We start from the raw sequence: 13,064 nt of genomic DNA, 5'->3' as shown, positions 1-13,064 counted from the left end.
CTTTACGAGCCGACTCCAATTTTAACCATGTTTCTATGAGGCACCAGTAAGTAAACTGTGTCTTTTTCACGCTGCACATTTATTTATTTATTGTCATGTAATGTCGCCTTTGTTATTTCGACAGAGGGGGCTGCCTTATTATTAACTAACTGTTCACTAAACGACAGAAAATGAAACGCATACTGGTTATTGAAGACGACGCATTTATGGCACGAGCCATTGCACTTATTTTAGGCAAACATGGTTACAGCCTCACGATCGCTCAGAATGGAAAAGAAGCCATCAAACACATGGAAGAAGGCGATTTTGAGCTTATTATCACTGATCTTATGCTCCCCTTCGCAAACGGTCTTGAACTGTTGAGCAAGTATAAACGCAGTCAGCCAAAAAAAGGTACACCTGTCATGATCCTTTCTGCTATCACCAACGAGAAGACCGTACTCGACGGATTTGATCTCGGAGCAGATGATTACCTGAAAAAACCATTCGCCCCAAGCGAGCTGGTATCAAGGGTAAACCGCCTTTTAGAAAAAAAAGAGAACGCACATTCATAAATTCCTGTAGTCATTCATGGTTTCATTTTTTAATGGAATAGAGTCGTGGTTGGTGGAGGTAAAAGAAAACTTCATTTACCTGCCCACCTTTATCCAGGGCGCTATCCTTGTTTCTTTAATTGCTATTGCAGGTATCTTCATTGCATACCTCAACATATTGCTGTTACTGGTGGTGAAATACTTCCAGGACCGGAGGAATGGGCCTGTAATAGAACGGATCGATACACTCCTCCTGGAGCATATAGTGCAGCGGGATATTTCAGAAGAAAAACTTCCGCTGGCGCTGGATGAATTTCAACAACTGCCACTGCATCATGCATGGGCACGGCAACTGCTGGTGCAGAAAATCCTGCATTACAGGAGAAACTTCAGCGGATATGTATCTGACCTCGCCAGAAACCTGTACATCGACCTGGGATTGTACCAGGATGCGCGCCGCAAGCTGAGCAGTTCCGGCAGCAGGAAGATCGTGGAAGGACTGGGTGAATTATTCAGAATGGAAATTGTAGTAGACGAAAAAGAAGTACTGCCGCTGATCAATCACCAGGACCGCTACGTGCGTGAAATGGCCCGCTGTTATTTTGCAAAATGCTCCGCAGAACACCCGATGGATTTTTTGCAGGAGATCAGGAAGCCCTTGCTGACATGGGAACAGGTCGAACTGTTCCGCCTCATTACCCAACGGACCGATATTCCCGCTCCTTCTTTTGCACGGTGGATAGATCCTGCTATGCATTCTTCGGTAATCTCGTTCTCGCTCAAACTGGCCGCCCATTTCCATCAGTTTGATGCTATCCCTGCCATGATATCCATGTTAAAAACAGACAACCTGGAACAGCGTGCCCTTGCTATTAACAGCCTGGGAAAACTCATGGCGCTGGAAGCAGAACCAGAACTGGTAAAGATATACGGGGATCAACCTCTGTCATGTAAGAAGGAGATCCTGAAGGCGCTGGGCCGCATCGGCAGCGGGAATCAGCTGGAGTTTCTCAGACAGCAATTCCTGGAGTCAGAAGAATTTGACTTAAAGAAACATGCTGCGAAGTCAATTGTTAATCATAAGGCGCTGTCTCAACTGATACTGAAGCAGCTTCAGGAGCAGAGCGTAGGGCAACCTCTCATCATCCTGCAGCATTGCCTCAACCCCCTAATCAAGTATTAATGCAACATACTATCTGGTCATATATAGTAAAATTTTACGAGCACTCCATATTTTTTTATTGTGTGCTGCTATTCGCTTTCTATACTTTCCTGGCATTCCTCTCCTATTTCGCCATCAGGCGTTATAGCTGGAAGAACAGGATCAGGGAAACACTTACGCTGGTGGAATCTCCGCTCACACCGGGCATTTCTGTTATCGCTCCGGCTTACAATGAAGCCGTGACCATCATACCAAACGTACGTTCCCTGCTTACACTGAACTATCCACGATTCGAAGTGATCATTGTGAACGATGGTAGTACTGATGATACGCTGGATAAACTGATCCATGAATTTGAACTGTCTGAGATCAGTTTTGCCTATAATCCGCAGTTGTTGTGTCAACCTGTAAAACGTTTCTTTAAATCAAACAACCCTGCTTATGCCAGGCTGCTGGTAGTGGACAAGGTAAACGGTAAAAGCAAGGCAGACGCTGTGAATGCGGGCATTAACGCAGCATCCTTCAGTTACTTCCTGAACACAGACGTAGACTGTATCCTGGACAGGAATACCCTGCTGAAACTGATCCGTCCTTTTATGGATGAAGAGAAGAGAGTGATTGCTACCGGCGCCACGCTGCGCATGGCCAATTCCTGCGAGGCGGATGCCGGTATGCTTACCACCATCAGCCCTCCGGAAGAATGGCTGCCACGCTTCCAGGAGATGGAATACATCCGCTCCTTTGTGCTGGGGAAAATGGGATGGAACACTATCAACGCCGTACCCAACGTATCCGGCGGCCTCGGCCTGTTCGACAAGGACATTGTTATCAAAGCAGGCGGCTATGATCCCAGGTCATTGGGCGAGGATATGGATATGATTGTCCGCATGTGTAAATACATGTGTGAACAGAAGCTGGATTACGCCATCCGTTATATACCTGAAACGCTTTGCTGGACAGAAGGCCCGTCGACGCTCAAAATTTTCGGCAGGCAGCGCACCCGCTGGGCCAGGGGATTGTTGCAGATATTCAGTACCCACAGACAGGTATTGTTTAATCCAAAATATAAACGCCTCGGACTGATCGTGTTCCCATACAATTTCTTTTTTGAACTGCTGGCACCTGTCATTGAGTTTGTAGGCCTGATGTATTACATCTATATCATCGTGGCGCATGTCATCAACTGGGATTTTGCGATCATCCTGTTATTGTTCATTTATACATTCTCTGTATTCATTTCGTCGCTGGCCATACTCTGGGACCAGCTTACATTCCGGTATTATAAGAGCTGGAAGGATGTAGCGAAGTTGTGTATGATGACATTCCTTGAACCATTCATCTATCATCCGCTGGTATTGTTTTTTGCCATGAAGGGTTACCTGTACCACCTTACCGGTAAAAAGCACGGCTGGGGAAATATGCAGCGAAAAGGTTTCAAACAACAGGCAGCTGCGTAATTATTCATACAGATCAATTTGAAATGTTTAACTGGAGAAATACAAAAAAGATCCTGTTTCTGATAGCATGGCTGTCGGCTACACTGAGCACGACTGCACAGCGAAAGGGACTGGTGTCTTCTGATATATTGCTGAAAAGAGCGCTGGAGGAAACCAATCAGCATCATAATTATGAAAAGGCTAAAGCACTTTGCCTGAAAGCGCTTTCCCAAAGCCCTGACTATACGGATGTGATGCTCTTACTGGGACGGTTATACGTTCTTACAGGTGAGCCGCAGGCCGGCAGGATACAATGGCAGCTGGTACTACGCAAAGACCCGAAAAATACGGATGCACTACAATACCTGATCAACCTGGAATATAGCCAGCATCACAGCAGTGAAGCAATCTGCTATATTGATGAGGCATTGTCGGCAGATCCCGGAAACAAAGATCTGTTGATGAAGAAGTACGGTATTTTGCAGGAGAATAACCAGAAGTCCGAACAGGAGAAAGTACTGGCGCAATTAGGCAGCTTATTCCCCAATGATGCAAAGGTGAAAGGATTGAAGGAAGAGTATCTTGCACAACAGCGAAAGGCAGAAATACGCAACGCTCCGCAGCAGGAAGAAAGGCCCGCGCCTAAACCTGATCCGAAGATCGTTGAAAAAGAGCGGCTGACCAATGCCTGGCTGACAGCCAGGAAACGCGGGGATAAAGAGCAACAGCTCTCTCTGAGCCGCCGTATCCTGGAACTGGAACCTGGCAACAGGGATGCGCTGAATGCCATCATCAACACCTATTACAGCATGAAACGTTATGAAGATGCATTGCAATGGTGTAATACCGCTCTGCTGCGATACCCAACGGACGTTGATTTTCTGTTGAAGAAGACCGGCATCCTGCAGGACCTGCATCGTTATGATGCAGCGGCTGCTACTGCGCAACATGCCTGGCAGCTGAAGCCGGATCAACGCAATCGTCAGATTTACGAGGACATACAACATCAACGGATAAACGTCTTTTCACAGGCCGGTCAGCAAGACAGCGCCATCGCCATCATCAACATATTACTGCAACAGGTCCCGGAAGATACAACACTGCTTTTCCGTAAGTCTGCATTACTGGAGGCTACCGGGCATTACACCGAAGCGGCCACACTGAGTCGCCGGCTGATGACGCAATACCCTGCTGTTACCAGGTACCAGCAGGCCTTCACAGATCAGCTGATGGCATCAGCCCGCGAAGAACTGAAAGGTGCCTCGCCGGCAAAGGCGCAGCCTTTATTGGAAGAAGTGGTGCATACTGATCCCCGCCACCTGGACGCCTGGGTCAGCCTTATTAACCTGCAACACCGTAACGGTGCCACACAGGAAGCCATCCGGTATTGCGACCGCGCATTGTCCGCTCTCGGTAATAACATCATCATCCTCCAAAAAAAATCCGCGTTGCTACAGGAAACCGGTAATTACCCGGCAGCTTATGCTATCTCCGGCCAGCTGCTGCAACAGCAGCCGGTCGACACCACCCTGCGCCGGATATACACCGATCAGCTGATGAGCCACGGAAAAATACTGAGAGCCTCCAGTGCATGGGACAGCGCTGTAGTTGTATACAGGAAAGCATTACAGTATAATCCGTCTGATACGCTGGTGTTGCAAAACCTGGCCAATGCCCACCTGGCGCTGAAACAGTACGACAGCTCACTGATATACACCAATAAAGGTCTGCAACTTTATCCGCAGGATAAAAGCCTGCTGATGAAAAAAGCGGCAACACTGGAGACACTGAAACGTTACAGGGAAGCGGCAACGACAGCGGCTTCGCTGCAACAGCTGGAGCCCTCCAACAAAGAGGTGCGCAATTATCATGACTGGCTGCAAAGCAAAACCTACCACAATCAGCTGGGTATTATCCATCTGCAAAGCATCTTTGATAACGGCAGCCGCCCCGGCAGTATTACTTCGCTGCAATACCTGCGTTTTCACAACAGAGGCAGTATCGGGGGCCGCATCAATTATGCAGACCGTGCCGCCGGAAATGGTATACAGCTGGAAGCAGAAACATATTACACGCACAATAAAAGCAATTATTCCTATGGACTGGTCAGCTGGTCCAATGCGGATGTGTTTCCCCGCTTCAGGGCAGGGTACTCACTCTTTCATAACTTCGGCAAAGAATGGGAAGGAGAACTGGGTGCACGTTATCTCCGGGATGACAGCGTGAATACCTGGTCAGGTGTATGGTCGATAGCGAAATATTGGAACAACTATTGGGTGAACTTACGCGGCTACGTGATCAATGAGCAGGACAAATGGTTCCAGGCATATACGCTTACCAACCGTTATTACCTGAACAGACAGAAAGATTTTGTAGCGCTGATATTGTCGACAGGTACCGCACCGGATGACCGCAGCAGAAACTACCAGTTCAGCCGTTCAGTGAATTTCTTTTCGGGAGGCATTGGTGCAGGATATCAGAAAACAATCCATTACCGCACTACGCTCGGCCTGTTCGGTAACTGGACCAATCAGCATATTGGTAACGGAAAATCATACAACCAGTACGATATATACCTGACGTTGCTGCATAATTTTTAACCGCATGAAAAGGTGGCTTTATTTTCTTTGTCTTATGCTTGCTATTACGTTGCCGGCCCGCTCCAGTGACCTGGTGCTGGTGTCCGATGGTCATTCCGCCTATCATATCAGTCTGCCGGCACAGGCGACCACAACGGAACAAAAGGCGGCAGGTATCCTGCAGCATTACATACTGGAAGCCACCGGCGTGAAGCTGCCGGTACAACAGGAACCCGGTAAAGGAGGCAGCGCTATACGTATTGCCTATACGAAAAATATAGCTGCCGAAGGATACTCAATTGAAGTGAAGGATAACGATCTGCTGATTGCCGGCGGTGCCGGCAAGGGCGTGGTATATGGCGTATACACTTTCCTGGAGAGGCTGCTCAACTGCCGCAAATGGGACGCCGGGCCGGCAGAGGTGCCGCATACAGACAAAGTAATCATTCCGGGGAGTACGCATATCAGTGAAGTGCCAGCCTTCCGGTACCGGGAAGTATACCTTCCAGCGGCCGTCCAGGACGCTGAATACCTCGACTGGCACAAGCTCCATCGCTTTGAAGACCTGTGGGGCATGTGGGGACATACTTTCGACAAACTCGTGCCGGCATCACAATATTTCAAACCACATCCTGAATATTATGCGCAGGTACAGGGCCACCGTCAACCATCGCAGCTATGCCTGAGCAATGAAGCTGTTTTTAATATCACGATAGCTGCTTTACAGGCGCAGATGGCACAGCATCCTGATGCGGTATATTGGTCTATCAGCCCCAATGATGATAATGGTTATTGTGAATGTGACCTGTGCAGGAAGACAGATCAGGCTGAAGGCGGCCCCCAGGGCTCCCTGCTGCGTTTTGTAAACAAGGTGGCGACCCGCTTCCCGGACAAAATATTCACGACACTCGCTTATGGCTATACGACGCGCCCTCCACAGTATCTGAAGCCCGCTGATAATGTGTACATCATGCTGAGCAGCATAGATGCATACAGGAGCAAACCGCTTGACAAAGAAGCCTCTGCGGCGGCTTTCAGGAATTACCTGAAAGGATGGCGTGAAAAAACATCACACCTGTTTGTATGGGATTATGTTACGCAGTTTACCAATTACCTCGCGCCGTTCCCGGTGTTGGGCACTTTACAGCCCAATCTGCAGTATCTGCGGCAGCAGCAGGTATCCGGTGTTTTTGAACAAGGCAGCGGAGATACCTACAGTGACCTGGCCGAGCTGAAAGGTTACCTGCTCGCAAAACTATTGTGGGAGCCGGATACAGACATACAACGTATTACGGATGATTTCCTGCAGGGGTATTACGGCAAGGCGGCTCCGCATGTAAAATCCTACCTGCAACAGTTACAGCAGCATGCTGCTGCTCAGTCTGCATTAGATATTTACGGCAACCCGGTGAATGAGCATCATACCTTTCTCACACCTGCAAATATAGATCAGTACAGTACGGCATTGGATAAGGCGGAAGCCGCAGTGGAAAACGATTCCAGGCGTGCGCCGCGTGTACGTCGCCTCCGTCTTGCACAGGATTACACTTACCTGCAACAGGCCCGTTTCTATGGAATTGAGCAGCATGGCATATTTGAGCAGTCTGCCACCGGACAGTGGAAAGTGAAGGATGGATTCCCGCAGCGTGTCAGCCGCTTTGTGGCTGCCTGTAAGCAGTCAGGTGTGAAAGAGTTGTCAGAAGGTGGTCTCTCACCGGATGCATACGGAGAAGAATGGAAGAAGATACTGGCAGCAGGCGTACGCCCCAATAAGGCGCTGCATGCACAGGTACAGCTGCAATATCCCGCCGCACCTGAGTTTCCGGCCAAAGGGCCGGCCACCCTGACAGACGGCAATCCCGGTTATAATGATTTCAGTTACAACTGGCTTTGTTTTTATGGCAAACCGATGAACGCCACGCTCGACCTGGGAAAGGCTGTTGTGGTGAAAAAAGTATCCATGAGTTTTCTGGAAGATCCGCGCCACTGGATATTCCGGCCTGCCGGCGTCACTGTTGAAGTATCTGCCGACGGACAGCATTTTACAGCCATCGGTAATATCAGCAACCAAATACCGGAAGAACATTATGATATAGAAAAGCCTGCCTTTGATTTTGAAAACAAAGGCGCTGATATACCGGTAAGGTTTATTCGTATAAAGGCTGCAAACTGGCCAGCACTGCCGTCATGGCGTTATCGTGAGCGCCGGCTGCCGATGATTGCCTGCGATGAGATCTGGGTGGAATAACAAAAACGAAGCCTTGCAGGTGCTCCCTGCAAGGCTTTCATCGCCCGCCACCGTTCCCGATGCTATCAATAATAGATATCTACGATGCCGTTAGGCGTACCCTGGGTAACCACGGTAGAATGCTGGCCACAGTCGGTAACAGCATTGGCCACTGTCCATGACAATGGCGCCTGTACACCGCCCACTCTCAGGTCAATAGCGCTGAGCCTTGTTTTGGTGGTATTAGGATAGTTGGAGCAGGTAGCCACACCATATGCTTCCATTGATTCCGCCGCCCAGTACAAGGTGGGGACGCTGTTCACCGTAAGTGTAATGGAAGGATAGCCTGTGAAGGCTGACGTATAGCTGCGGGTGCTGCCACTTCCACCGATAAGGCTCATCACACCCTGCAGATTGGTACCCGGGGCTACGGGTATCAAACTACTGTACGCAGTGCCAAGGCCTACATACCAGTTGGCAATGGCCCAATAGTTGCCACCACCAGCAGCAGAAGGCCCCCACTGCAACACCGGCTGCAGGATATTGTTGGCATTCTGTAAACCGTTGAAGAGGAAGATGGTCTGCCCGGAATTCACGGCCGGAGCGGGAGGCACGGTCCAGTTGGTGTTAAAATAAGAGATCGCGGAAGAAGTATTATTCGTCCAATATGTGTAGGTGATCCAGCCGGAACCCAGCGGGAATACGCCTTTGCCAGGTACTTTGGCATTGTCAGGATAGAACGGTGTTTTCCTGGCACTCTGTTCCATGACACCGTAATCCGCCAGTACCTTGCCGTTGCGGTCATACTTGCGAAGCCGGTTCCCCTCTCCGCTCAGGTATTCACCTGTCTCTACATGATGTACTTGTGATTTGGGCATCCAGCCCACAGGCGTAAGTACCTGGCCCTCGTGATCGTTTGCTTGCACTTTATTGGCAGGTGCCACTGCTGTATCAGCTGATGTGCTGTTCTGCTCTTTTTTACAGGCAGAAAATATCGTAGCACTCAACAGCAACAAGGAGATGATGTATTTGCTCATAAATAAGGGGTTTGGGTTAAGAAATATGAGAAAAGAAGAAACGGATAGTTAGGGCTATTACTAAATTAAGGTAAGCCACTGCGAGTAGACAGTTGCTTAGGAAAGGAATCATTAATATATTTGCCTCCATGAAGTGGCTCCTGTTCATATTCTCCATATACGTACTTACACTCTCCGCTGTTCCCTGCTGCGGAAATGATTACTGTTGTGAGGAGGAAACAGCGCTGACAAAGGACAGTCAGCAGCACAATGAACATGAAAACCATAACAAACCGGAGTTGCCTTGCAGTCCATTTTTTTCCTGTAATACCTGCCATGGGGTGGTGATCCCGGAAATTACAAAGTCGGAGCCTGAAACAATACCGCTGCCTGGGAATATCTACTACGACCATACGAAACAATCTCTCCCTGAATTTCCCACATCTATCTGGCAGCCACCCCAGCTATCGTGACAGTTCTCTTTCACACATTTGATATCCTGTGCCACAGCACAGCGTACTTCTATTTATCAGCTTTTATCAACAGTAAAATGTTTAAGACACTTAGCATTATATTATTACTGTGCTTTGCACAGGTGTGCCTGGCACAGAACAAGTTCACAGCATTCATAAAAGACGCAGACAGCAAAAAACCCCTGATCGGGGCCACAGCCATACTCACAGGTACCAACAAAGGGGCCCAGGCCGACAATAACGGAGTAGTCACTATTACCGGCATTCCCAATGGCAGGCATGTCATTTCCTGCACCTATATGGGATATCAGGAGAAAGCCGATACCTTTTCTTTCCCATTATCTTCCGATACTGTTACTATCTATCTGGAGCATGCCGGGGAAGAAATGGAGGAAGTGGTAATATCCTCTACCCGTAGCAACCGTAGTATCCGGGACATACCCACCCGTGTTGAATTCATAGCCGGTGAAGAACTGGAAGAAAAAGGAAACATGAAGCCGGGTGATATACGGATGATGCTCAATGAAAGCACCGGAATCCAAACACAGCAGGTTTCAGCCACATCAGCCAATTCCAGTATCCGTATCCAGGGCCTTGATGGTCGATATACACAGATCCTCAAAGACGGGTTTCCGCTGTATGCCGGCTTTTCCGGTGGTTTAGGACTGCTACAAACTCCCCCACTCGACCTGAAACAAGTAGAGGTTATCAAGGGCTCCTCCTCCACTTTATACGGCGGCGGGGCTATCGCCGGGCTGGTCAATCTGATATCAAAAGTACCCACAACAGAACGAGACCTCCGGTTCCTGATCAATGGCACCTCTGCCGGTGGGCTGGACCTCAACGGATTTTACGGACAGCGGTTCAACAAGGTAGGGATGACTGTTTTTGCCTCCCGCAACAGCAACAAAGCCTATGATCCATCCAACACCGGATTCACCGCTATACCAAAATTTGAACGGTATGTATTCAACCCTAAGTTGTTTGTCTATTTCAGTCCGAAAACCTCGATGAACCTGGGCCTCAACTTTATCACGGAAGACAGGACCGGTGGCGATATCCTCTATATCAAAGGTCGGGGCGACAGTACACATAGTTACTATGAGAAGAATAAAAGTAACCGTTTCTCTACCCAGTTTTCCTTCAATCATGAGTTCAGTGAAGGCAACAGTCTAACGGTAAAAAATTCCATCAACAGCTTTAAACGGACGATCTCTATCCCCGGTTATGTATTTGATGGACAGCAGTGGTCCACTTATACAGAGGCTACCTACCACCGTCAGCAGGAAAACATGGACTGGATAACCGGCATCAACGTTTATACTGATAATTTCAAAGAACAGCAAACAGACACCCTGCCTAAGCGTAACTACAATCAGAACACGTTGGGTGCTTTTGTACAAAATACCTGGAAGGCCAACGACTGGCTGCAGCTGGAAACAGGCTTGCGGGGTGACTATGTAATTGACTATGGCCTGGTACTGCTGCCCCGGATTTCGGCCCTGTTTAAAATCTCTCCTGAATTCTCATCCCGTGTTGGCGGAGGACTGGGTTATAAAACACCCACGATATTTACGGAGGAAACAGAACGTATCCAGTATAAATCCGTGCTGCCCATCAATGCCGATGTCAATAAACTGGAACGGTCCTACGGCGCCAACTTTGATCTGAATTACAAAACATCTCTGTTTGATGATAAGCTAAGTTTCAGCATCAATCAGCTTTTCTTTTATACCCGTATCAATCACCCTTTATTACTTAATACAGTCCCCGGAAATCTCTACAGACTGGAAAACGTAGATGGGTTCATTGATACCAAAGGCTGGGAAACGAATGTTAAATTCGGGTACGGCGACTTTAAACTATTCATCGGATATACTTTTACCGATGCGCGCCTGAATGATAATGGCATCATCCGCGAAAACCCGCTCACCGCCCGTCACCGGCTGAACAATGTACTGATGTATGAAAAAGAAGAAAAGTGGAAGATAGGGCTGGAAGCCTATTACTACAGCAAACAGACGCTCACAGATGGCACCACCGGTAAGCCTTACTGGATATGTGGATTCATGGCGGAAAAGCTGTGGGAGAAATTTTCTTTGTTCGTGAATTTTGAAAACTATCTTGACACCCGGCAAACCCGTTTCGGGAGTATCTACACCGGCACCGTAACACATCCTGTGTTTAGGGACATCTACGCACCGCTGGATGGTTTCGTGGTCAACGGAGGTCTGAAATTAAAATTGTAAGCAATGCAGTAATCAACTTTTCGCCGCTTTTCCCGGTATGTGTGGCATTGACATATGAAAGGGAAAGCGGCGAAAAGCAGATAAATCACTGGGCAATTTTGAAACATCCTCTTATTTTCTAATGCAGTTTTAACATATTGATAATATCAACGGTGATTTATAGATTAAACTTTGGGGCTTTGATTCTGTCTATAGTCACTATGTATTATAATCTGTAAAAAGCACATGAAAGTACTATCTCTATGCATTCTGTTATTGCCGTCAATACCTATATTCGCGCAGCAACCCGATAACAGGGCCACTACCGCACCATCGTACCAGCGGGATTCACTGCCGGCTACCGGTAATGAACAAACGATAACAGCAGACAAAGAAAGACCCAGGTCGCATTTTCGTGCAGGCTTGCAATACCTGAGTGACAACGTATATACCGGCAGAAACGACAGCACCCGTATCCCGTATTTGTCCACTACATTGGGTTATTATCATAAATCGGGGTTATATGCAGAGGGTATCCTTTCTATGTTAACGGATAACGGTACTCGTGTGGATGCAGGTATACTTACAGCAGGGTATATGTTTTCGCGGGGTAATTTTGATGGAGAGATCAGTGCCTCTAAATTTTTCTATAGTGACCTGAGTGATAACGTACGGTCAGAATTGAATGGTGATGTGCATGCCAGCGTTGAATATGATTTCAATGAAATCATCGCAGCTTCTATAGACGGCTATATGAATTTCGGATCAAAAACCGATTATTCCGTAAGAGCCGCACTGGAGCATAGTTTCTCCCTGTTCAACGATCATCTGAACATCATTCCTACCGTATCAGCTAACGCCGGAACGCAACACTATTATGATGATTATTATAACAAGCGTTACCTCAGTCCTGTAGTAAAAGTGAGCAAGCAAAAGAAACAACGTCAACATCCAACTGTGGTAGCAGATATGAGTGGTGCATCCAATTTTACCATACTGGATTATGAATTAAGCCTACCCATATCTTATACCATTCATAAGCGACTCACTTTCTCTTTTGAACCCACTTACGCTATTCCATTGCACCCTGCGGTGCTTACACTAACAACACTGTCTACCAAGGAATCAATAGTAAAGGTAGAACCACTGAGCAACCGGTTCTACTGGTCTTTGGGTATTACATATAAGTTGTAACCCGGATTTTAATTTGCCTTACTTTGAATTCGCGTTAAATAGGTTACTTCCCAATGATCCGCTGATTTCAGGAATCCTTAGCGCCTCTTTATCAAAGTTTTTCTATTCTTCCGTTAGGATATAATTAATATCTCCTTAAAAAAAGATCTTCCTGCTTAAATCTTTCATTTTATTTGTAACTTACCGCCCCGAAACCAGTCTGAAGAACCTTTACTA

9 protein-coding genes are annotated in these 13,064 nt (G+C 47.6%); 8 read left to right on the top strand and 1 reads right to left on the bottom strand.

Going from position 1 to position 13,064, the window contains the following annotated elements:
- Positions 1 to 170 precede the first annotated feature (170 nt).
- The 5 genes from KD145_RS32000 to KD145_RS31980 all read left to right on the top strand — a co-directional run bounded on the left by KD145_RS32000 (position 171) and on the right by KD145_RS31980 (position 7,958).
- Positions 171 to 554 carry a response regulator transcription factor gene (locus KD145_RS32000; protein ID WP_212003847.1) on the top strand — a complete coding sequence of 128 codons (384 nt, stop codon included), beginning with the start codon at positions 171 to 173 and terminating at the stop codon, positions 552 to 554.
- A gap of 16 nt (positions 555 to 570) precedes the next feature.
- Positions 571 to 1,716, top strand: a complete 1,146-nt coding sequence (locus KD145_RS31995) for a HEAT repeat domain-containing protein (RefSeq protein WP_212003846.1) — start codon at positions 571 to 573, stop codon at positions 1,714 to 1,716.
- A gap of 62 nt (positions 1,717 to 1,778) precedes the next feature.
- Positions 1,779 to 3,152 carry a glycosyltransferase gene (locus KD145_RS31990; protein WP_249219683.1) on the top strand — a complete coding sequence of 458 codons (1,374 nt, stop codon included), beginning with the start codon at positions 1,779 to 1,781 and terminating at the stop codon, positions 3,150 to 3,152.
- Positions 3,153 to 3,175: 23 nt separating this feature from the next.
- Positions 3,176 to 5,731 (top strand): tetratricopeptide repeat protein, encoded by a 2,556-nt coding sequence (locus tag KD145_RS31985; protein WP_212003844.1) that lies wholly within the window; start codon positions 3,176 to 3,178, stop codon positions 5,729 to 5,731.
- A 4-nt stretch (positions 5,732 to 5,735) separates the two neighbouring features.
- Positions 5,736 to 7,958, top strand: a complete 2,223-nt coding sequence (locus KD145_RS31980) for a DUF4838 domain-containing protein (protein ID WP_212003843.1) — start codon at positions 5,736 to 5,738, stop codon at positions 7,956 to 7,958.
- 65 nt (positions 7,959 to 8,023) lie between these two features.
- Here KD145_RS31980 and KD145_RS31975 read toward each other — a convergent pair whose 3' ends face one another.
- On the bottom strand, positions 8,024 to 8,974 hold the full coding sequence (locus tag KD145_RS31975; RefSeq protein WP_212003842.1) for a hypothetical protein: 951 nt from the start codon (positions 8,972 to 8,974) through the stop codon (positions 8,024 to 8,026).
- A 128-nt stretch (positions 8,975 to 9,102) separates the two neighbouring features.
- Here KD145_RS31975 and KD145_RS31970 point away from each other — a divergent pair, with 128 nt between their 5' ends.
- From KD145_RS31970 to KD145_RS31960, 3 genes are all read left to right on the top strand, one after another.
- Positions 9,103 to 9,426, top strand: a complete 324-nt coding sequence (locus KD145_RS31970) for a DUF6660 family protein (protein WP_212003841.1) — start codon at positions 9,103 to 9,105, stop codon at positions 9,424 to 9,426.
- A 77-nt stretch (positions 9,427 to 9,503) separates the two neighbouring features.
- Positions 9,504 to 11,675, top strand: coding sequence for a TonB-dependent receptor domain-containing protein (locus KD145_RS31965; RefSeq protein ID WP_212003840.1), 2,172 nt, complete (start codon positions 9,504 to 9,506; stop codon positions 11,673 to 11,675).
- Positions 11,676 to 11,900: 225 nt separating this feature from the next.
- Positions 11,901 to 12,848 (top strand): hypothetical protein, encoded by a 948-nt coding sequence (locus KD145_RS31960; RefSeq protein ID WP_212003839.1) that lies wholly within the window; start codon positions 11,901 to 11,903, stop codon positions 12,846 to 12,848.
- Positions 12,849 to 13,064: the final 216 nt, after the last annotated feature.

This window comes from Chitinophaga sp. HK235 (genome assembly GCF_018255755.1).
Lineage (GTDB): Bacteria > Bacteroidota > Bacteroidia > Chitinophagales > Chitinophagaceae > Chitinophaga.
This window is presented reverse-complemented; position numbering and strand designations above follow the sequence as displayed.

Coding starts and splice junctions, on each gene's coding strand:
- KD145_RS32000 (WP_212003847.1), top strand. CDS start 171: ATGAAACGCATACTGGTTATTGAAGACGACGCATTTATGGCACGAGCC.
- KD145_RS31995 (WP_212003846.1), top strand. CDS start 571: ATGGTTTCATTTTTTAATGGAATAGAGTCGTGGTTGGTGGAGGTAAAA.
- KD145_RS31985 (WP_212003844.1), top strand. CDS start 3,176: ATGTTTAACTGGAGAAATACAAAAAAGATCCTGTTTCTGATAGCATGG.
- KD145_RS31980 (WP_212003843.1), top strand. CDS start 5,736: ATGAAAAGGTGGCTTTATTTTCTTTGTCTTATGCTTGCTATTACGTTG.
- KD145_RS31975 (WP_212003842.1), bottom strand. CDS start 8,974: ATGAGCAAATACATCATCTCCTTGTTGCTGTTGAGTGCTACGATATTT.
- KD145_RS31970 (WP_212003841.1), top strand. CDS start 9,103: ATGAAGTGGCTCCTGTTCATATTCTCCATATACGTACTTACACTCTCC.
- KD145_RS31965 (WP_212003840.1), top strand. CDS start 9,504: ATGTTTAAGACACTTAGCATTATATTATTACTGTGCTTTGCACAGGTG.
- KD145_RS31960 (WP_212003839.1), top strand. CDS start 11,901: ATGAAAGTACTATCTCTATGCATTCTGTTATTGCCGTCAATACCTATA.